At 54.0% G+C, this 20043-nt stretch carries 20 protein-coding genes; 14 read left to right on the top strand and 6 right to left on the bottom strand.

Going from position 1 to position 20043, the window contains the following annotated elements; translation table 11 throughout:
• The first annotated feature begins 51 nt into the window (after positions 1–51).
• The 5 genes from ACERZ8_RS06275 to ACERZ8_RS06255 all read left to right on the top strand — a co-directional run bounded on the left by ACERZ8_RS06275 (position 52) and on the right by ACERZ8_RS06255 (position 5903).
• Entirely contained in the window at positions 52–888 is an 837-nt protein-coding gene (locus tag ACERZ8_RS06275) for a flagellar motor protein MotB (RefSeq protein ID WP_407591341.1), read from the top strand.
• 106 nt (positions 889–994) lie between these two features.
• On the top strand, positions 995–2296 hold the full coding sequence (locus tag ACERZ8_RS06270) for a flagellar hook protein FlgE (protein ID WP_407591340.1): 1302 nt from the start codon (positions 995–997) through the stop codon (positions 2294–2296).
• Between the two features lie 45 nt (positions 2297–2341).
• Positions 2342–3796, top strand: coding sequence for a flagellar hook-associated protein FlgK (gene flgK / locus ACERZ8_RS06265; RefSeq protein WP_407591338.1), 1455 nt, complete (start codon positions 2342–2344; stop codon positions 3794–3796).
• A gap of 2 nt (positions 3797–3798) precedes the next feature.
• A complete protein-coding gene (locus ACERZ8_RS06260) occupies positions 3799–4806 on the top strand; it encodes a flagellin (RefSeq protein WP_407591336.1) in 1008 nt (335 codons plus the stop codon).
• 8 nt (positions 4807–4814) lie between these two features.
• The gene (locus ACERZ8_RS06255; protein WP_407591335.1) at positions 4815–5903 is read left to right on the top strand and encodes a flagellar basal body P-ring protein FlgI; all 1089 of its coding nucleotides are present in this window, start codon (positions 4815–4817) and stop codon (positions 5901–5903) included.
• A 757-nt stretch (positions 5904–6660) separates the two neighbouring features.
• Here the strand turns inward: ACERZ8_RS06255 and fliP are convergent.
• Genes fliP through fliF form a run of 4 tightly spaced genes read right to left on the bottom strand, consistent with a single transcriptional unit; the run spans position 6661 to position 9919 of the window.
• On the bottom strand, positions 6661–7371 hold the full coding sequence (gene fliP / locus ACERZ8_RS06250; RefSeq protein ID WP_407591334.1) for a flagellar type III secretion system pore protein FliP: 711 nt from the start codon (positions 7369–7371) through the stop codon (positions 6661–6663).
• A gap of 19 nt (positions 7372–7390) precedes the next feature.
• Positions 7391–7684 carry a FliM/FliN family flagellar motor switch protein gene (locus ACERZ8_RS06245; RefSeq protein WP_407591333.1) on the bottom strand — a complete coding sequence of 98 codons (294 nt, stop codon included), beginning with the start codon at positions 7682–7684 and terminating at the stop codon, positions 7391–7393.
• Positions 7668–8276 (bottom strand): FliH/SctL family protein, encoded by a 609-nt coding sequence (locus ACERZ8_RS06240; protein WP_407591332.1) that lies wholly within the window; start codon positions 8274–8276, stop codon positions 7668–7670. The genes ACERZ8_RS06245 and ACERZ8_RS06240 overlap by 17 nt, the downstream gene beginning before the upstream one ends.
• Positions 8276–9919, bottom strand: a complete 1644-nt coding sequence (fliF, locus tag ACERZ8_RS06235; protein WP_407591331.1) for a flagellar basal-body MS-ring/collar protein FliF — start codon at positions 9917–9919, stop codon at positions 8276–8278. The genes ACERZ8_RS06240 and fliF overlap by 1 nt, the downstream gene beginning before the upstream one ends.
• Positions 9920–10038: 119 nt before the next feature.
• Between fliF and ACERZ8_RS06230 the strand changes: the two genes are divergently transcribed.
• The 9 genes from ACERZ8_RS06230 to ACERZ8_RS06190 all read left to right on the top strand — a co-directional run bounded on the left by ACERZ8_RS06230 (position 10039) and on the right by ACERZ8_RS06190 (position 19552).
• Entirely contained in the window at positions 10039–10527 is a 489-nt protein-coding gene (locus ACERZ8_RS06230) for a flagellar basal body-associated FliL family protein (RefSeq protein ID WP_407594183.1), read from the top strand.
• Positions 10528–10536: 9 nt separating this feature from the next.
• Positions 10537–10911 carry a hypothetical protein gene (locus ACERZ8_RS06225; protein ID WP_407591329.1) on the top strand — a complete coding sequence of 125 codons (375 nt, stop codon included), beginning with the start codon at positions 10537–10539 and terminating at the stop codon, positions 10909–10911.
• Positions 10908–11519 (top strand): MotE family protein, encoded by a 612-nt coding sequence (locus ACERZ8_RS06220; protein ID WP_407591328.1) that lies wholly within the window; start codon positions 10908–10910, stop codon positions 11517–11519. The genes ACERZ8_RS06225 and ACERZ8_RS06220 overlap by 4 nt, the downstream gene beginning before the upstream one ends.
• A gap of 68 nt (positions 11520–11587) precedes the next feature.
• Positions 11588–12457, top strand: coding sequence for a flagellar motor stator protein MotA (gene motA, locus ACERZ8_RS06215; protein ID WP_407591327.1), 870 nt, complete (start codon positions 11588–11590; stop codon positions 12455–12457).
• Complete coding sequence (locus ACERZ8_RS06210; RefSeq protein WP_407591326.1) at positions 12454–14748, top strand: hypothetical protein; 2295 nt, start codon at positions 12454–12456, stop codon at positions 14746–14748. The genes motA and ACERZ8_RS06210 overlap by 4 nt, the downstream gene beginning before the upstream one ends.
• A gap of 500 nt (positions 14749–15248) precedes the next feature.
• Complete coding sequence (gene flhA / locus ACERZ8_RS06205) at positions 15249–17291, top strand: flagellar biosynthesis protein FlhA (RefSeq protein ID WP_407594181.1); 2043 nt, start codon at positions 15249–15251, stop codon at positions 17289–17291.
• Complete coding sequence (locus tag ACERZ8_RS06200) at positions 17288–18058, top strand: flagellar biosynthetic protein FliR (RefSeq protein WP_407591325.1); 771 nt, start codon at positions 17288–17290, stop codon at positions 18056–18058. Before flhA ends, ACERZ8_RS06200 begins: the two co-directional genes overlap by 4 nt.
• A 94-nt stretch (positions 18059–18152) precedes the next feature.
• Positions 18153–19139, top strand: coding sequence for an EscU/YscU/HrcU family type III secretion system export apparatus switch protein (locus ACERZ8_RS06195; RefSeq protein WP_407591324.1), 987 nt, complete (start codon positions 18153–18155; stop codon positions 19137–19139).
• 2 nt (positions 19140–19141) lie between these two features.
• Entirely contained in the window at positions 19142–19552 is a 411-nt protein-coding gene (locus tag ACERZ8_RS06190; protein ID WP_407591323.1) for a hypothetical protein, read from the top strand.
• On the opposite strand, the gene ACERZ8_RS06185 is transcribed toward ACERZ8_RS06190, so the two are convergent.
• Complete coding sequence (locus ACERZ8_RS06185) at positions 19549–19704, bottom strand: hypothetical protein (protein WP_407591322.1); 156 nt, start codon at positions 19702–19704, stop codon at positions 19549–19551. The genes ACERZ8_RS06190 and ACERZ8_RS06185 overlap by 4 nt on opposite strands.
• Positions 19701–20036: a hypothetical protein gene (locus ACERZ8_RS06180; RefSeq protein ID WP_407591321.1), complete on the bottom strand. Its 336-nt coding sequence runs from the start codon at positions 20034–20036 to the stop codon at positions 19701–19703. Before ACERZ8_RS06180 ends, ACERZ8_RS06185 begins: the two co-directional genes overlap by 4 nt.
• Positions 20037–20043 lie beyond the last annotated feature (7 nt).

Here is a 20043-nt window from a genome sequence, read left to right as displayed (position 1 = left end):
AAGAAACGCATGCCCGCTATGTCTGTTTTGGGTGAAAACGAGGTGTGGGACATGAGCGTGCAAGCCAATGCGCGGCCAATCATTATCAAGCGCAAGAAAGTCGTCGGCGGCGGTGGCCATCACGGTGGTGCCTGGAAAGTGGCCTATGCGGATTTTGTAACCGCGATGATGGCCTTTTTCATGTTGATGTGGCTGTTGAATGCGACAACCGAACAGCAGCGTAAGGGGCTTTCGGACTACTTTTCACCAACGATTCCAATCAGTCGGACGTCCGGTGGCGGCGACGGAAATTTTGGCGGAAGCACCGTCTTCTCCGAAGACACTTTGCCGCAAAACGGCACTGGTGCTTCGGCCCAGCGCCCCACGGAATCGCAACAGGCACGCGGAGACTCCGGAATGTCGGATGAAGGCGATATTGCAGCACAGGACGAGGTTTTTTCATCGCTTGAGGCGTTGCTGGTCGGTCACGGCGGTGAATCCAAGGTCATGGAAAACGAATTGCGCCACGTCACGACACGGCTCACCGATGAAGGATTGGTGATCGAACTGTTTTCGACCGAAGATGCGCAATTGTTTGAACCGAGGACAAACACGCCCACTGCGTTGCTGCGCAGCCTTGCGTCCTTGATTGCCGAAACAAGTCGCACAGTGTCCAACGGTATCGCCGTCGAAGGTCACGTTGCGGCCGAACCCATTGTTCTGGCGAATAACCTGACATGGGATCGGTCTGCGGATCAGGCCAGTGTGATGCGGGTTTTGCTTGAACAGTCCGCGATTGAACCGGAACGTATCAAGCGCGTGACGGGTCATGCCGATCGCCAGCCTGCGACCGCACGCAACCCCATGTCGATCCGCAACAACCGCCTCGAAGTCATTTTGCTGAGATAGTGGCAAAGCGAGGGCGAATAGATTGAATTTTATCTGTTAGCCTGACGTTAAGCGACCGTCCCTATCTGTGACTCAACTCAGGTTGATACAGCAGAAAGGCGTGTCCATGACCATCTCTTCGTCGCTAAATGCAGGTGTTGCGGGCCTTCAATCGAATGCGACGCGCCTTGCGTCGATTTCGGACAATATCGCAAACTCATCCACGTACGGCTACAAGCGGGTACAGACGGATTTCCATTCACTGGTGATCTCATCCAATGGCGGCACCTACTCGGCCGGTGGTGTGCGTGCAACGACCTCGCGCCTGATCGACCAAAGCGGATCGCTCGTTTCCACATCCAATGCGACGGACCTGGCAGTGCGCGGGCGCGGTATGCTTCCGGTCGCACAAGCCAGCGAAATAGAGGTGTCAAATGGCGCACCGCTGATGAACCTCACAACCACAGGGTCATTCCGCACAGATGCCGAGGGATTCTTGCGTTCCGACTCAGGTCTTGTGCTGCTTGGGTGGCCTGCACTGCCTGATGGCACCGTACCAACATTCCCACGCGATACGTCCGATGGGCTTGAACCTGTCCAGATCAACGTCAACCAGTTTTCAGGCGAACCAACTACGGCGCTGTCGCTTGGGGTCAACCTGCCAGCGACAGACACGGACGCGGGCTCGCTGGGGGAGACTCAGTATCTGTCGGTCGAATACTTTGACAACCTTGGAACGTCGGAAAACATCAACATCAGTTTTGTGCCGACTGTTCCCGCAACCGGCTCTTCCAATGAATGGACGATCCAGATGACGGATTCGGCCCTCAATAACGCCGTCATCGGTGAATACGTGCTGACCTTTGACAACAGCCGTACATCGGGTGGCACGCTCGCGAGTGTGACAACAGTGAGCGGCGGAACTTACGATCCTGCCACTGGCAACCTGATCGTCAACGCAGAGGGTGGACCGCTGGAGATCAACATCGGCACGCTCGGGGACAATGATGGTATCACCCAACTGTCCGACAGTTTCGCGCCAGTCTCCATTTCCAAAGATGGCTCTCCCGTCGGGAACATGACGAATGTCGAAGTGGACGCGAACGGGTTCGTAACAGCGTTCTTTGACACCGGCATCAATCGCACGATCTACCAGATTCCGCTTGTTGATCTGCCCAACCCCAACGGAATGGTGGCGCTTGATCAGCAGACGTATCTGCCCTCACCAGAAAGCGGCAGCTTCTTTCTGTGGGACGCAGGCGATGGACCGACAGGCGATATCGTCTCTTACGCACGCGAAGAATCTGCAGTTGATGTTGCGGGTGAATTGACGGCGATGATTCAAACACAGCGCGCCTATTCGTCGAATGCAAAGGTCATCCAGACAGTCGACGAAATGCTGCAGGAAACCACCAATATCAAACGATAATCAAAGCTCAAGGCCAGTCTTGGGCCACAATAAAAAGGTCGACACATGACCATTTCCAGCGCTCTCAACTCGGCCATGTCCGGCCTGCACGCCGCAAGCCGTGCATCCGGGCTGGTCTCGAACAATATCGCGAATGCTCTGTCGCCCGGCTATGCCCGCCGCACCCTGTCCATCGGTTCAAGCACTGTTGGCAACACGGGCGGCGTTCAGATCAATGGCATCAATCGACAGATCGACGCCCAGGTCATCGCAGATCGTCGGCTAGCGGGATCGGAATTCGGGTATCGCGCGGCCACTTCCGACTACATGAACCGGATAGAGAACCTAATTGGCACCCCGGATCAGCAGGACTCACTCGCCGGCCGGCTTGCCGGTTTCGAAAACAATCTGATCGTCGCAAGCAGCCGCCCTGATGCGATTGAGCGTTTGGACAGTGCCGCACTGGGCGCCCGTGACCTTGCCCATACGATCAACTCGATTGCAGACGGCATCCAATCTTCGCGCACCAGCGCGGACCGCAGCATCGCTGATCAAGTCACGCGCCTTAATGATGCGCTGCAATCCGTTCAGAAACTGAATTCACAAATCATAGCTGCCAATGGACGTCACAATGACACATCGGGGCTGCAAGACCAGCGTCAGGTGCTGATCGACAGTATCAGCGAAATGGTACCTGTACGTATGCTGGACAGGGATCGTGGCGCAGTTGCACTCTATACAACGGGTGGCGCGATCTTGTTGGACGGGCGCGCTGCCGAAATTGGCTTTGAACCGTCAAATGTCGTCACGCCCTTTATGTCTATTACAGATGGATCGCTGTCCGGCCTGACCATCAACGGATATTCTGTCAACACGACGTCGACATCTGGTCGCCTGCACGGGGGCACGCTTGGCGCGCAATTCGAAATCCGTGATGAGCTGGCACCTGATGCGCAAACGCAGATCGATGCGCTTGCACGAGATATGATCGAAAGATTTGAATCAAACACTGTCGATCCAACACTCGCGGCTGGTCAGCCTGGGTTGTTCACAGATGCCGGTGCGGTCCTTGATCCTGCATTCGAGCTTGGTCTTGCCAACCGGCTGTCCCTGAATGCTCTGGTGGATCCCGCTCGGGATGGTGAAACCTGGCGCATTCGGGATGGTCTTGGTGCAACATTACCGGGATTGTCAGGCGACGCTACGCTGATCAACGCGCTTTCTGACACGCTGACGCAGACACGGTTGACCTCATCGGGGTCTTTCGGAACGGCTGCGCTTTCAGCCACGGACGTGACGGCGCGCCTTGCGTCGCAAATTGGCGCAAGTCGCCTGCGGGAAGACGAGCAGCTCAGCTTTGCTTCCGCACAGTTTTACGAACTTACCGAATTGGAATTGGCAAACGGCGTCGACACCGATGTCGAGCTGCAGAATTTGATGATTATCGAGCAGGCCTACGCGGCAAATGCACGCGTTATCGAAACTGTCGATCAAATGTTTGACACACTTCTAAGGATCTGAAGATGAACAGTTTTTCGCTTGGCGATCTTGCGCAGTCATTTATGCTTCAGCGGCGTGGGGCAGCATTGAAAGCGGATATGAACCGTGCCAGTGACGAACTGGTTACAGGACGGATCAGCGACATCAAATCGGTGCTGGCAGGCAATACCAGCTACTTGTCCGAGATTGAAAAAGACCTGAAGACCCTAGAAGGGTATGGGGTCTCCACTACGGAGGCGGCGCAATTCACAGACGCTGCACAGTTTGCTCTGGAACGCGTAGGCATAACGGTTGAGAGCCTGAGCGCTATGCACCTTGCTTTGGCTCCCAATGCTCTGGGTCCCGTTCTGGACCAGTTTTCTGAAGATGCAAAAGCGGAAATGTCTGCCATTGTTAACGCCCTGAACACTACTGCGGGTGGTCGCAGCCTGTTTGCAGGTCGCGCCACAGATCAGTCTGCGTTGCAGGACGCCGGGACCATACTGGATGGGTTGCGCGCTGCGACAGTCGGTGTGACAAACACGGCTGATCTAAAACAGGCCGCTCAACTGTGGTTTGATGATCCCAATGGTTTTGCAGCAGTTGCTTACAACGGATCTGACGATGCGCTGGCACCCGTCCGCGTGGGCAAGGATGAAACCATCGATTTTAATCTGACAGCCAATGATCAAACCTTCCAGGATCTTCTGATGCATATTTCCGTAGCCGTGATCAGCAAAGACGCAACGTTCAATTTCGGCGACGCAGACCGGCGAGAACTGTTACAAGAAACTGGCCAGAGCTTGTTTCAAGCACAAGCTGACCTCACCGCGGTACGCGCGTCTGTCGGATCATCTCAAGCCAGAATTGACTCCGTTGCAACGCGAAACGCCACCGAGGAAAATGCATTGCTAAGTGCCAAGAACGCGCTGCTCCAGGTCGATCCTTATGAAGCGGCAACAGAACTAGAAGCCGTTCAGTTTCAACTTCAAAGTCTATACACTGTTACCGCTCGTATGTCCGATTTGTCATTTGTGAACTTTATCCGATGAGGTGGTTTATGATGCTCATCGGCCTCGCGTTCTGGGCCCAAAGTGCTGTGGCTGGTCCGGTCCGTATCAAGGATCTGGTTGAATTCGACGGGGTTCGCGGCAACGATCTTGTCGGTTACGGGCTGGTCGTTGGTCTGGACGGTACAGGAGATGGCCTGCGAAACGCGCCCTTCACCGAAGACATAATGACCAACATTCTTGAGCGTCTTGGCGTGAACGTCACTGGTGAACAGTTCCGGCCTAAAAACGTCGCTGCCGTGTTTGTGACAGCCACTTTGCCTCAATTCTCAAGGAGCGGTTCGCAGATCGATGTCACTGTGTCCGCCATCGGAGATGCCAAAAGCCTTTTGGGTGGCACGTTGATCATGACGCCCTTGAATGCGGCTGATGGCCAGATTTATGCTGTCGCCCAAGGTACAATCATCGCCGGAGGGGCTGTCGCTGAAGGTGACGGTGCGCGTGTCACCCAAGGCGTGCCAACGGCTGGTGTCATTCCTTCCGGCGCACGCGTTGAGCGCGAGATTGAATTCGATCTTAGCAGTTTGACCGATGTGCGCCTTGCCCTGCGCAATGCGGACTTCACAACCGCCGCCCGAATTGAAGAGGCAATCAACGCAGACTTTGGCCGGCGCATCGCAACAATGCTCGATTCCGGAACCGTCAGTATGAACATTGCAGCATCTCGCATGCGCTCTGTGGCTCACGCAATCGGGCGAGTGGAAAACATTACCGTCGAACCGGAGCGCAAAGCACGTGTGGTGGTAGATCAAAGATCTGGTACAATCGTGATGGGTGACGACGTGCGCATTTCGCGCGTAGCGGTTTCGCAAGGAAATCTGACACTGCGCATCCAGGAACAGCCACTGGTCGTACAGCCAAATCCATTTGCGGAAGGCAGTACAGTGGTTGTTCCTCGCACAACTGCCGACATTCAGGACGACGAGGGCATCGGTCTTGCCGAAGTTCCTGAAGGCGCGTCCTTGTCAGAAGTCATTGCTGGTCTGAATGCTCTTGGTGTCGCTCCACGTGATATGATCGACATTCTCAAAAGCATAAAGGCTGCTGGCGCATTGCACGCAGAGTTTGTCGTTCGTTGACCTGTTCAGCGGCTTGAATGCCCGCGCAGTTGGCAGGGATGCCAAAGACTATAAACTTGAGCAATTTCAATCATACGGAAACGCATATGTCGACCGCGATTGAGAGCAACTCCTCGAAATACGATCCATTGCACATCTTGCATTAGCCAAGGCCATATTCCGTGACCGGCCTGGCTAGTAGTAAAAACAATTTGGCGTCTCAAACTTACCTTGCTTGAAATAAAATTAGCAGATTTCTACGGCCTTGCAGAGAAACATACTATTTGGAAAAATTCTGCCATGGATTTGGTAACTCAATGTCATTTGAAGTTCATTCCTTAATACAACAATTGTTTTCTGAAAATAAAATATGACTATGTAGCAAACTACCATATGAGATTGGCGGCGGCTACTTTTGTTAAAAGCATACTGCTTTTACTCTTTCGCAAAATAGAATTCAGAGATATAACTTCATACGCACACCAAACCTGCATCAAGTGGCAATTTTTTTGGAAACGGTACCCTCATAAATACTGATTCAAAATTGCCCAAATATCTGGAAATAAATGAAGTTTTGGCGTCTCGCAAAAGCGCACAGCGAACAATTCTTTGTATGAAAACGAACGCATCAGAAATCATAAGCAACTGTTGAATGTCATCTTAATCTACAGCCTGCGTGCCTTACAATTTTGACTCGCTGCAAGATTAATGATTCGGAATACTGCGGATAAATCACAATAGTATTTCTCAGAATTCGACCCCCAGATTTGGTCGCCGTCTAAAAGTAACTTCGAACCAAGCTTCCAGCAATAAGGCTCCACCCATCTGCAACAACAAAGAATGCAAGTTTAAACGGTAGCGACACAATGGCTGGCGGCACCATCATCATGCCCATACTCATCAAGACAGCGGCGGCCACCAGATCGATGATCAGGAATGGCAAGAAGATCAGAAACCCGATCTGAAACGCACGCGAGATCTCAGACAACAAAAAACTGGGAATGAGAACGGAGAGCGGCGCATCTGGGCTCAGGTCCAGACCTTGGGTGTCCGGGCGCAAGTCCGCCATTGCGCTGAAAGTATCGGAATCCAACCGTGCCGCCATAAAGTCTCGGAATGGTTCCAGAGTTCGAACAAAGGCAGTCTCTGCATCAATCAAGTCATTGGTCAGAGGTCGCAAACCTTGTGTCCACGCCTGTGTGAAAACCGGCTCCATCACAAAATACGTCAGAAACAGCGCAAGGCTGACGATAAGCATGTTGGGAGGAGACTGCTGAAGACCAATCGCCTGGCGCAAAATCGACAAGACAGTGACCAGGAATGGAAAACAGGTCACCATGATGGCCAGACCCGGTGCCAGGCTGAGAACGGTCACAAGAGCAATCAACTGCAGTGTGCGCGCGCTCAAGGAACCTTCGTCACCAAATGAAATTGCGATGTCCTGCGCAAACGCCTGTTGAGGCGCGAAGAAAAGCAATAACAGAAGCAAAAGTCTGGGGCACACGGCGTTAGTTGCCCGGACCCAGATCAATGATTTCGGTCAACCGGACCACCAGCTGGCCATCATCGCTGTCTTCCGCCTCTTCAAGCGTACCGCGCGCGATCAGCTTGTCACCAACGAACAGATCGACAGGATCGTCAACACTCTTGTCCAGCGTCAAAACTGCATTGGATCCCAACATAACCAGATCACGCACCAACGGCCGGGCGCGCCCGACAGACACGGTGATTTCAATTGGAACAGCAGTAAACGGATTATGTGTGTCAGACGCCAATGTCTGTGTGTCAGGCAGTTCCGCCATTGTTCACCTCTGATTTCTGTGTTTCGAAAAAGTTTGTCAGGGCTGACGCGATTTCAGCCACGGTCTTGTCAAGATTTACGTCGATCTCTTTCGCGCCCATGCGAAGGGTCGCTTGGTTTGGGGACATCATCGGATCGACGATCACTTCAAATGGTTCGGGTAGTTCTGCGGACAAAAGGTTACGCACTGCCTCGTCCCGCCCGGGTGCTACTGCAATTTCGATCGACCTGTCGAGAGCATCCTGAGAGATGGAACCGACCAAATCTCTGATATGTGAACCTAGGCTTGCATGTGCCGCCACAGGTAGAATGGTTTCCACTATTTCGGTCATTATGCTTTGGACGGATGCGTGCAACGTCCCTCTCAATTCATGATATTCGAAAGACGCGGATTGGAGACTGGCCGCAAGCCCAGCAGACACATGCGTGACCGTGTCAGATTGCGCTTTGACGGCCTCGTCCCAGCCCGCCTGAAAACCCCCTTCAAAAGCCTGGAGTTTCAGATCCTCGATTTCTTCCGTGCTCATTGATTTTTTGCCAACATTGGCTGGCTTCAACGTACCGAAATCCTGGAAAAGGTGGGTCAGCGACATCAGGCTCTCTCTTCGCTGTCTTCAAGCCAGGTTCTGAGAATTTCGACTGTTTCTTCTTGGCGTTCCCCAATCATCGCGCGCAGTCGTTCGACCGGATCAGATGATACTGCTGGTTTGTCATCTGATGCAGATGCAAAATCCAAAGCTGGCAAATCGCCAAAGTCGCCACTGTCATTGTTCATGGGAATGTCTGGAAAGTCGGAGGCCAAATTGCTCACATCGCCAGTCAATGCAGGTGTCGGCGATGACAGTGTTGGATTGGACTCGATCATGGACGGAGCAGTTGTCAATGAAGCGGGACTTGGTTGCCGAGACAAGATCGGCCTCACGACAAATAGCCCGAGCACAAGAACGACGACCGCGAGAATAGCCATTTGGATGGCAGACATTACATCTACCTGGAACATATCAAGAAAGGACGTCTGGGCTTCGGTGCCAATCGGTGCGATCGACTGCAGCTCCATCGACTTGATGGTGATGATATCGCCCCTGCTTTCGTCATATCCGACTGCAGACGCGACAAGTTCACGCAGCGCTTCGATTTCTTCCGTTGAACGCTCGATTGGGCTGCCAGGCGCTTCGGCCGTCGCATCCACCTCCTGATTGACCAGAACCGCAACCGAAATTCGCTTAACTGCACCTGCTGACCGGGTAATTGCGCGCTCTGTTTCGGAGACCTCATAGTTGATCCGCTCGCGCGTCTCTGAGTTTTGGGAAGACGCGCTGTCACCTGCGGCACCATCTCCGTCAGGAAGATTTGATGCGACAGTGACATCGCCATTTCCGGCTTCGTTTGAATTGCTGCTGCGTTCCTCAGTGTCTGTACTGATAATGACCCTCGCCTCGGGGTCAAAGCGCCGTTCCCGGATTTCTTCTGTTTCAGTTTCAGTGTCGACGCTGACTTCGACAATCGCGTTTCCGACACCGACACGCGCTTCCAGAAGGCGCTCCACCCGTTTCCGCAAAATTTGCGCTTTATCCTCTGCTCCGGCGGCTGGCACGGCCTCTTCGGCGGTCGCGATGAGCGTACCGTTTGCATCAATTACCGCAACATCGTCTGCCGACAGCCCAGGGACTGCGGAAGCCACCAGAAAGCGTATCGCCTTTCCCTGCTGTGCAGACAGATTCCCGCCATTTGGCGTCACCATGACCGATGCCGTCGGTGTTACACTGCGTTGAAAGGGGTTGGATCCTGTTGATGCGATGTGGACACGTGCCGTTCCAACATGCGGGCTGGAAACAATTGTCCGGGCAAGTTCACCTTCCTTGGCCCGCCAATAGGCTGCATCGAACATTTGCGACGTTGTTCCAAATCCCGACAAGTTTTCCAGCAACTCGTAGCCGTTGTTGCTGTTGGCAGGCAGACCTTCACTTGCAAGGGTCAAACGCAATTCGTCCCGGTTGCTCGCGTCCACGAAAATGGAGCCACCACGAACCTCGTAAGCGACACCTCGTTGTTCCAGAGCGCGCACGACGTCGCCTGCAGCCCCGCTTTCAAGACCCGCATACAAGAGAGTCATGGATGGTGAGGTCGCGATTCGTGACATCGCCAAAACTGCTAAGAACACAGCAACCGTCGCCACCACGACCGTCACTTGCCGACGGATATCCAAACCCATCCAGACATTCACCAACTGCTGCACAATCGCCTCCGTCCTGCCGCGCGTTCTGCCCGGCGTTCCGCAAGCAATGACCGATCAGCCTTAACAATCGGTTAGTTGATCTGTGGCAATAGTCAGATTGACATCAATGGATGGATGAAATGACAGACGCTGTGGCGGAAGTTTCGCCTGAGACAAAAAAATCGTCCAAAATGCCTTTGGTATTGGGCCTTGTCGCCGCGCTTGTCGGGGGCGGAGGCGGTTTTTATGCGGCTTTTTCCGGATTGATTCTCGGGCCCGACACCGCACCCGGGACGGTTGAGGAAACGATGGAACCGGGCGCTCTGCCGAACATTGCGTTCGTCGAGGTGGAGCCGATGACCATTTCCATCAGCCCTGCGGCACAAGGGCGACATCTGCGGTTCAGGGCGCAACTTGAAGTGCCAACACAATATGCAGCCGATGTTCAAACGCTTCTGCCGCGGGTGGTGGACGTAATGAACGGTTATCTTCGTGCGGTCGAGCTACGGGACATAGAAAGCGCATCGGCTTTAACACGCCTGCGCGCCCAGCTGTTGCGCCGCGTTCAGATTGTTGCGGGCCCCGGTCGCGTCAACGATCTGTTGATTATGGAATTTGTGCTGAATTGAAGGTGAGAAATGGACTTGATAGCTGATATTCTTTTGGCTGCCGGCGCACTTGGTGCAGGGTTTTATTGCTTTGTCCTTGGCCGGCGGCTGAACCGTTTCAACAACCTTGAAAAAGGTGTTGGCGGCGCCGTTGCAGTTCTGTCCGCACAGGTTGATGACTTGACGAAAACACTGGCTGCCGCACAAGAAACGGCAGCGAAATCAACGGAAACGCTCACAGAGCTGACGGCACGTGCTGAACAGACGTCTCGGCGGATTGAACTCCAGATGGCGTCTTTTCACGACATACCAGAAGCTGCCCCGGTCAAAGAGCCTGCACAGAAGGCAGAGTTGCCGACATCGGGCCAGCCAATGTTCACCCGCCGCGCAGCAGGGGCGAGATGATGGGGTCCCGCAAAAAGAAATCCCGCCGCTCAAACGGTCGTGGTTCCATACTACTGATCTCGTCTCTTTTGATTGGATCAGCGGCTGTGCGCTTGGGTATCGGTGCTGGCACAGCGGTGGCCGAAGGCGAATTTGCCAACCAATTGCTGTTACCAACCGCTGGAAATGAGGCTGACAGCAGCTCTCCCTCCCCGGACCGTGCAGCGGTCGGATCGCTGCTTGACGCTTTAATTGCGCGGGAAAACAGGATTGCCGAAAAAGAAGATAAGTTAAAGGTTCGTGCGAAGGCGCTGGATGTCGCCCAAGTCGAAATAGAACGACGGCTAGAGGCGCTGAAATTGGCAGAAGAGCGGTTGAGCGCCACGTTGGCGCAGGCGCAAACAGCCGCGGAAGATGATTTGGCGCGTCTCACGACTGTCTACGAAAACATGAAGCCCAAAGAGGCCGCGGCGCTTTTCGAGGCGATGGAACCGGAATTCGCGGCAGGTTTTCTTGCGCGCATGCGTCCCGACATCGCGGCGAAAATCATGTCGGGTCTTGACCCACAAGCCGCTTACTCCATCAGCGCAATATTGGCTGGTCGCAACGCCTTGGCGCCAAAAACCTGACGCTCGAATAGCCTTTATTAACCGCTCTCTGCGACATTGCGGACATCGCTGTTAAGGGAGTTTTCTGGATGGTTGGTATCATAGGGATCATTACCATCTTCGTGATGGTATTTGGCGGCTACCTTGCCGCTGGCGGCAAGATGGGGATCATCCTCAAGGCTTTGCCGTTTGAGATGACCATGATCATGGGCGCGGCGATTGGCGCATTTCTCATCAGCAATTCGATTGCTGAGGTCAAGCATACGATGAAAGATCTTGGCAAAGTCTTCAAAGGCCCAAAATGGTCGGATGAAGACTACAAAGATCTCCTATGCATGCTGTTCGAGTTGATCCGCCTCGCTCGACAGAATCCCGTTGGTATCGAAGAGCATATCGAAGACCCCGAAAACTCATCCATCTTTTCGCGCTATCCCAAAATTCAGGCTGACAAAGAGGCGACTGCACTCATATGCGACACGATGCGGTCTGCATCAATGAATTATGATGACCCGCATCAGGTCGAAGAAGTGCTTGAGAAGCGGATGGAGGCGAACATGCATCATGCGATGCACTCCAGCCATGCTCTGCAAACTGTTGCGGACGGCCTACCGGCATTGGGCATTGTTGCGGCGGTTCTCGGGGTTATCAAAACGATGGCATCCATTGACCAACCGCCCGAAGTTCTTGGCAAACTGATCGGTGGCGCTCTTGTCGGCACGTTTCTCGGAGTTTTTCTCGCCTATGGTCTGGTTGGTCCCTTCGCGGCAAAGGTGAAAGCCGTGGTTGAGCACGATGGCCATTTTTACCAACTCATCCGCGAAGTTCTTGTCGCCAACCTGCATGATCACGCAACGAACATCTGCATTGAGGTGGGCCGGCAGAACACGCCATCACATTGCCGTCCATCTTTCTCCGAGTTGGAAGAGGCCCTGAAAGCTGCCAAGCAGAACGCCGCATGATCAGCCGCGCCGCTCTTCTTTTCTTTTTGTTGGCCTGCCCTGCATTGGCTCAACAGGTTTCCGTGCGATCTGGTGCGCATGACAGTTTCACCCGCATCGTGCTGGACGTTCCGGCCAATACGACATGGGACGTCGAACAGGACGAAACCGGAGCAAGCGTGACGCTTGATGGGCACGAAGACGGGTTCAATACATCAACTGTTTTTGATCGAATAAACCGTTCTTTCGTCTCTTCTGTCTCTGCGGATCGCTCAAGTATCCGGATCAACTACTCGTGTGATTGCAGTGCACGTGTGTTCAATGCGGGCGCACGCATGGTCGTAGTGGATATTTCAGCCGACATTGCTTCTGTTGGCGCTGGACGTGTTGACGCCTCTTCGCTCGACTTTGTCGGCGCAACAACATTGCGCTTTGAACCAATTGAACGCGACAAGCCCGCTTTACCCGACAAAGCCAAAACAGTGATGTTGAATGAACTACCGGTTCGACAAAACAGACTGGAACCGAGTTTTCTTCGTCAACTCCCAGCTCAAGAATTCGATGCACCTGAAAACGCATCACGACTGAAGCAGGCAAGAAACCAAATCACGCAGCAGATCGGCAACGCTGCAACCCGCGGAATTCTGTCGCCGGTCGGGTCGCAGATTGATTTGATGAACAAACAAACACAGCCACAAATCGACACACGAGTATTCGACTCGTCTGCAGTGCCTGTGCCGGAATCCACAACAACGACAAAAACAGCCACAAATCTCAGGGTGACCAGCAGCAGTGACGTTCTGCCCAATATCAACGCGGGAGTTGCGGCGGCTCTCGATGCAGGAATAGCGTGCATCGCCCCTACAGATTTGGCGGTTCAGGACTGGGGGAACGGGGCCAGTCTGTCATCCCAGATCGCTGATCTCAGAAGCGGACTTTACGGCGAGTTTGATGAGCTGAACAAAGACACAGCAGTACAGCTCGCCCGGACATATCTCCATTTTGGGTTCGGCGCAGAGGCACGGCAGACAATTTCCCTTGATCCCGATCTGGCTAAGTTCCATGCAGCGTTGCTGGTTATTGCCGACATTATGGAATATGGATTTAGCCCAAATCCCGAACCGCTCTCAGACTATTTTGAGTGTGATAGCGATGTTGCTTTGTGGGCCATTCTTTCTTCTCAAACGCTGCCTTCTACAAAGGTCATCAACACTGATGCCGCACTGCGCACGGTCAGCGCGCTACCAATGCATTTGCGCAGTTTCCTGGCCCCGGAACTAAGCAAACGGTTGCTCGAGTATGGCGATGCCGATTCTGCGTCTGCCGCCTTGCGGAGCCTTGAACGTTCGAAACAGAAACTGGGTCCGAGTGCCAATCTTGCCAAGGCAGACCTGGAACTTGCACGTAGCGACAATTCTCAGGCGCAAGTTCGATTGGCAGAAGTTGTCACGTCAAACACCGAACAATCCGCCGAAGCTCTGATACGGTTTGTCGATTCACATTTGGCGGAAGATGCAGAGATCGATGAGAACGTCGCGACACTGGTTGAAGCTTATGCGCTGGAGATGCGGGATGACCCGATCGGAACGGAACTGCGGCGAACACATGTGTTAGCACTTGGCAAGTCTGGTCAGTTCGAAGCTGCTTTCGACGCACTTTCCCAGGTTCGTGAGAGGAATTTGGAGCGCGGTGATGACACCTTGCGCTCATCCGTGCTGGATTTGCTTACCTTGAACGCCAGTGACGTCGAATTTCTTGAGTACACATTTGCGCAAATTGGCAACTCGCCAGAAACGCTTTCACCAAGAACGCGCTTCCAGCTCGCCGAGCGACTTAACCAACTTGGTTTCCCAAGAGAAGCTGAAACAGTTTTGAATTCCGGAGAGGGATATTCAAATAGTTCCAGGACAGCGTTGCTGAAGGCAGAAATATCTTTGTCCTTGGATCGTCCATACGAAGCATTGGCGCATCTTTTCGGTCAAGAGTCAGAGGACGCATCCCTTCTGCGCGCACGAGCTGAGGCACGTGCTGGTGATTTCTCGGGAGCTCACTCGATCTATTCTGCACTGGATAACACTGCAGATTCTGACCGTGCGGCCTGGTTGTCACAAGAGTGGTCGGTGTTGGTGGAAGAGGTCACACCGGTATTTGGACCCATGGTTGCGGTTGCGCAAAGCGTTCTGCCTAACGATCCAAAAACGGAAGGCATGCTAGAACGTGCAGGAACCACGATCTCGGAAAGTGAAACTGCGCGATCTGCTATCGAAGATTTGCTCGCCGCCAGTGAGCTGCCACTTCAGTCAGAACAATAAAACTTGAATCGACAACTTGGTTACCAAATCTAAAGTGTCCCGCTCGTAACGTTGACCTGTCGCAGAACGTGACAGAGGAACCGTGACCTTGTTTCAAATCCAGAAGCAAAACAATTCCAAGTGCTTTGGTACCTTCCGTCTACCCACAGTCGTGAACGGCGCACTTGGATGGCCTGCGACAGCCGTATGGAAACGTCACTCACGCAGCACGATCGCCGACAAAATTCAGTCTCTTGGGACTTCGACATCGGAAAGTCACACCGCATGCCGTGGGGGTGCAACCGGACGCTTCGATTCAAATCATATCCGTGGTCTATTTCTAGCAGAGCCAAGCATTCGGCAGAGGTTCGACACAATAGTTAAGCTATTAATTGATCGTGACCTTGTCCAAACACGAGTTCGCAAAACATCACTTCCGGACAGGTTTAGGTTGGGGGACATCTTCCTTGGATAAGCCCAATTTGAATCTCTCCAAAATCAGCCTGTTCAACCCCACGGTTATGCTCGCTGTCGCACTCATGGCGATCATCGTGATGATGATACTACCGATGCCTGCTTGGGTTCTCGACATTGGCCTCGCTGCATCGTTTGCACTGGCCATTCTCATTTTCACCATCACTCTCTTTATTGAACGACCTCTGGATTTTTCAGCATTCCCAACGATCCTTCTTGCGTCGCTTATGCTGCGCCTTTCGTTGAATGTATCGTCTACAAAACTCATCATTGGCCAAGGGCATACCGGCACTCAGGCCGCTGGTGAGGTGATCAACGGATTCGCGCAATTCATTATGGGTGGCAGTGTCTTCCTAGGCCTCGTCGTATTTTGCGTACTCTTGATCGTTAACTTCATGGTCATCACCAAGGGTGCCACGCGCATGGCGGAAGTCGGAGCGCGATTTGCCCTCGACGGGATGCCGGGCAAGCAGCTTGCCATCGACAGCGATATGTCCGCCGGCGCGATCACACACCAGGAGGCGAAAGCACGGCGAGAGCTGGAACAAGCCGAAACCACTTTCTTCGGCTCACTTGACGGTGCTTCCAAATTTGTCAAAGGCGACGCGATTGCTGGCCTTTTGATCACGCTTTTGAACTTGGTCGCTGGCCTCATCATGGGAATTTTCGTGCACGGTATGCCGTTGGGCAGCGCGTTCGAAACCTACGCGATCCTGACTGTCGGTGACGGTCTTGTTTCGCAAATTCCCGCAGTCGTCATTTCAATTGCGTCTGCATTGTTGTTGGCACGTGGCGGGGCGAAAGGTGCAACCGACTTGGCTGTTTTCAGCCAGCTTGGCAAGCATCCTGCCGCCTTGACCACAGTGGCCATTCTTATGGCCATGTTTGGCCTGATGCCCGGTTTGCCGTTCGCCCCGTTCATGGCGGGCGGCGCGGCACTTGCTGTTGCTGCATTCTTTGTGAACAAACGCTTGAAGGCGATCGAGACAAACGCGTCCGAAGACGAGGAAATGCCCTTGGCCGTACCTGAGAAGTCGCTGGGTGATGTCCTTGAACTGGACGATATCCATGTCGAGTTTGCACCTGACCTTGTGAACATGGTCCTGGATCCGGGCACCGGCCTTGATGCGCGCATTGCCAACATGCGCACCCATGTTGCCTCGCATTTTGGCTTGATCCTTCCTGAAATCCGCTTGACCGACGACCCTGCTTTGCCAAGCGGTGTTTATGTCCTGCGCATCCAGGGCGTCGAGCAGGCGCGAGGCACTTTGAGGTCTGGTGACATACTCGCGCTCACTCCTGACGACAGCAGCAAAATGCCCGCAGGTCAGGACACGACAGAGCCTGTCTACGGCGCGCCCGCACGGTGGATTGCGCAGAAAGATCAGGAAAATGCAGTTCTGTCCGGTGTTACAATCGTAACACCAACGGAAATTTTGGCCACGCACCTTCTCGAGGTGGTTAAGCGCAATTTCAGTCGGCTGCTGACACTCAAGTCGCTGCGTCGGTTGCTGAATGAGATGCAGAACATATCCGATCCAACGCGGGCCGAGGCCAATCGCAAACTGCTGGACGAAATGATACCGGACAAAGTGCCGATCGACGTACTTCACACCGTTTTGCGCCTGCTTCTGGACGAGCAGGTTTCCATTCGAAACTTGCCGCTCATTCTCGAAGCCACCGCGGAAGCGCGGGGGCGCAATGCCCAACCCGAAGCGATCTGTGAATTGGTTCGTCAGCGGCTCGGTTTCCAATTGGTCGCCGAGATGCGTCGCTCCGACGGCAGTCTTCCTTTGGTGCAGCTCGCACCGGAATGGGAAGACACATTCGCAAATTATCAGGTCGATGCAGAACGCGGTCTCGATGTCGCACTCCCCCCGGACCTGTTCAACAGGTTGGCGGAAAACATGTCTGACAAGCTTCAGGATGTCAGCGAGCAAGGTATTTTCCCGGCCGTGGTCACGAGCACGCGGCGCCGTCGATTTGTCAAAACGCTGATGCGTGCCAAAGGAATTTCAAACCCGGTTCTTTCCTTTGAAGAGATCGGTGTTGATGCGCAGCCCGCCCTTGTCGGTGTTGTTGCGGCATGAACAATGTCGAAGAGTTCCTGGCCTTGACACAGTCGCAACTGTGGCTTGGTTTCATCGTTTTTCTACGAGTGGCCGCTGCGTCTGCCCTGCTGCCGGGTTTTGGTGAACAGTCCTTGCCGATGCGCATCAAACTGGCCGTTGCCGTCGCATTCACGGTGATCGTTTCCGCTGCTTTGTCGGTCGCGCCGCCTGTATTTTCAGTAGGATCGCTTGCGCTTTTGGGTGCCACCGAAACGCTTGCCGGCGTGCTCATCGGCCTTGGAGTCAGACTGTTCATTCTGGCCCTCCAAACCGCCGGCGCAATCGCAGCGCAGTCGACATCCTTGTCTCAAATCCTGGGCGGCGCAGCGATCGAACCGCTTCCCGCAATGGGGTATGTGCTGACCATCGGGGCGATCGCGCTGGCCGTCATGGCCGGGCTCCACGTTAAAGCTGCGCAGCTGCTGATCCACTCTTATGTGCTGCTCCCGATGGGTTTGTTCTCCAGCGGCAGCGACGTGGCCGACTGGGGGCTTTCGCAGGTGGCCCGCGCGTTTGAACTTGCGTTCGTTTTGGCCGCACCTTTCGTGTTGATGTCCGTGCTTTACAATCTGGCACTCGGCGTCATCAACAAGGCAATGCCTCAACTCATGGTTGCCTTCGTCGGCGCTCCGGTCATCACCCTTGGCGGCTTGTTCCTTCTGTTCCTCGCGGCGCCAACCATGCTTGGTGCCTGGTTGTCAGCCCTTGATCATTTCATGGCCAATCCTTTTGGAGCGCGACCGTGAGCGCACAGGACGAAGATACCGACAAGTCCTATGATCCAACGCCTCAAAAGTTGCTGGAAGCGCGAAAAAGGGCGAAATCGCAAAGTCCGTCGAGTTGCAGACTGCTGCGGGCTACGCAGGCCTGACCCTTGCATTTCTGGCTTTGGGCGCCCAAACGGTCATCAGCTTTGGTGGCCAAATGCAAGTTCTCTTGGATCAGGCGGCGGAGATTTCAGATGTCATGTTCAGCGGTGGCGCAACTGCACAGATGGGCAGGATTCTGTTTAATGCGTCATGGGTGCTTGCGCCAATTTTCATCGTCCCGGGATTGGCTGTTCTCGCGACGATCTTTGCCCAGCGCGCGTTTGTCGCAGCACCCTCCAAGCTGGAACCAAAGCTGTCGCAGATCTCGCTCATCCAGAACGCCAAGCAGAAATTCGGACGCAACGGATTCTTTGAATTCGGAAAGAGTTTTGTAAAACTAACGATCTATTCCGCGTGCCTTGCTGCCTTCCTGAACGCGCGTTTGCCAGAAATGATCACGGTCGTGCACAGCGCACCTGGCGTGGTCGTCATGCTGTTGGCCGAGTTGTGCATCGCGTTCTTGCTGATCGTTGTGGTTGTGTCCGCAGCACTCGGTTCGGTCGATGCCGTCTGGCAGCATCAGGAACACATCCGAAAAAACCGCATGTCGCGCAAAGAAATCATGGATGAGACCAAGAATTCCGAAGGCGATCCACATCTGAAGCAAGAGCGGCGTGCGCGTGCGCAAGCGATTGCGAGCCAGCAAATGATGGCAGACGTGCCGACTGCGGATGTCATAATCGTCAATCCAACGCATTATGCCGTCGCCCTCAAATGGACACGCGCGCCCGGTACCGCACCGGTTTGTGTCGCCAAAGGCGTCGATGAAATAGCGTTGCGCATCCGCGAAGTTGCGATGGAGGCCGCAGTTCCGATTCACAGCAACCCGCCGACTGCGCGCGCCCTTCATTCTGTGACAAACGTCGGGGACGAAGTCGCCCCGGAGCATTATCAGGCTGTGGCTGCGGCCATTCGGTTCGCCGACGATATGCGCGTCCGCGCGAAAAAGGGTTTCTGAAAGTGGATCTGGACCAACTCAAAAAACTGTCTTCATTGAAGTTTGAAAAAAGCCAACAGGCACTGTCCGGCCTCCTGCGGCGCGAAAACGAGTTACGCGCAGAGTTGGCACGCATGCGGGAGTATGCCCGGACAACGCAAGCCCAGGACCCATCACATGCGCAGATGCGTGCAGTTGGGGCCGACATCATCTGGCTCAAATGGGTGGGTAAAGTTCAACGAGAATTGAACATCTCGTTGGCGGGTGTGCTGGCACAGAAAGAAACTCTCATGGCCCGACATCGACAGGCCAATGGGCGCAAGATCGTGGCTGAGGCGCTTGCAAACGAAGACGCTGCAACGCGTCGCGACACAAAATCGAAATCACAACTGCATTCGGCAATGGATCACTCTGTGTTTGGCAAACCGGACTAGTAATCCTGGCGGGCAATCTCAACAATCAGAACATCAGAAATCTGGTCGCCCATATCTTTTTGCGCCACTTCACGCAGTGCGCTGCGCAAGATATCCAGATTGTTGGCGTTGGTGAATTCACCATCGAGATCCACCAACATTGGCATGGTCAAACATGACTTGTAAAAACGAGATCCCGCAGCTTTGGTTCGCGGGAATAAATGGCATCTTTCTGCCCCGCCGGCACTTCAAGACTGAGCGACAGTACGACCAACGCCTGGACGCTTTCACCTCTCACCACCGGCACCACAAATTGGTTGTTCATTTTGACGTATTCTCGTGACAACGCCTCGGCCTCAGCAGATGGCCCCGTCTGGATTGAGGCCTTGTCAGCATCCGTTTCGACAGCAACAGGTATTTCTTCCGGCCTCAGAAAAACACCTGCTGCAACACCGGCGCCAACACCGACAAGAACGAGAACAATGGGCAGAATCTTTTTGAGCATTGTACTT

The sequence above is a fragment of the Tateyamaria armeniaca genome (genome assembly GCF_045797845.1).
Taxonomy (GTDB): domain Bacteria; phylum Pseudomonadota; class Alphaproteobacteria; order Rhodobacterales; family Rhodobacteraceae; genus Tateyamaria; species Tateyamaria armeniaca.
Note: the sequence above shows the minus strand (reverse complement) of the source record. Positions and strands in the feature narration are given on the sequence as shown.

Bases quoted from the DNA above. Each gene is read 5' to 3' on its own strand.
- ACERZ8_RS06275 (WP_407591341.1), top strand. From the start codon at position 52: ATGAGCGTGCAAGCCAATGCGCGGCCAATCATTATCAAGCGCAAGAAA.
- ACERZ8_RS06270 (WP_407591340.1), top strand. From the start codon at position 995: ATGACCATCTCTTCGTCGCTAAATGCAGGTGTTGCGGGCCTTCAATCG.
- flgK (WP_407591338.1), top strand. From the start codon at position 2,342: ATGACCATTTCCAGCGCTCTCAACTCGGCCATGTCCGGCCTGCACGCC.
- ACERZ8_RS06260 (WP_407591336.1), top strand. From the start codon at position 3,799: ATGAACAGTTTTTCGCTTGGCGATCTTGCGCAGTCATTTATGCTTCAG.
- ACERZ8_RS06255 (WP_407591335.1), top strand. From the start codon at position 4,815: ATGATGCTCATCGGCCTCGCGTTCTGGGCCCAAAGTGCTGTGGCTGGT.
- ACERZ8_RS06245 (WP_407591333.1), bottom strand. From the start codon at position 7,684: ATGGCGGAACTGCCTGACACACAGACATTGGCGTCTGACACACATAAT.
- ACERZ8_RS06240 (WP_407591332.1), bottom strand. From the start codon at position 8,276: ATGTCGCTGACCCACCTTTTCCAGGATTTCGGTACGTTGAAGCCAGCC.
- ACERZ8_RS06230 (WP_407594183.1), top strand. From the start codon at position 10,039: ATGACAGACGCTGTGGCGGAAGTTTCGCCTGAGACAAAAAAATCGTCC.
- ACERZ8_RS06225 (WP_407591329.1), top strand. From the start codon at position 10,537: ATGGACTTGATAGCTGATATTCTTTTGGCTGCCGGCGCACTTGGTGCA.
- ACERZ8_RS06220 (WP_407591328.1), top strand. From the start codon at position 10,908: ATGATGGGGTCCCGCAAAAAGAAATCCCGCCGCTCAAACGGTCGTGGT.
- motA (WP_407591327.1), top strand. From the start codon at position 11,588: ATGGTTGGTATCATAGGGATCATTACCATCTTCGTGATGGTATTTGGC.
- ACERZ8_RS06210 (WP_407591326.1), top strand. From the start codon at position 12,454: ATGATCAGCCGCGCCGCTCTTCTTTTCTTTTTGTTGGCCTGCCCTGCA.
- flhA (WP_407594181.1), top strand. From the start codon at position 15,249: ATGCTCGCTGTCGCACTCATGGCGATCATCGTGATGATGATACTACCG.
- ACERZ8_RS06200 (WP_407591325.1), top strand. From the start codon at position 17,288: ATGAACAATGTCGAAGAGTTCCTGGCCTTGACACAGTCGCAACTGTGG.
- ACERZ8_RS06180 (WP_407591321.1), bottom strand. From the start codon at position 20,036: ATGCTCAAAAAGATTCTGCCCATTGTTCTCGTTCTTGTCGGTGTTGGC.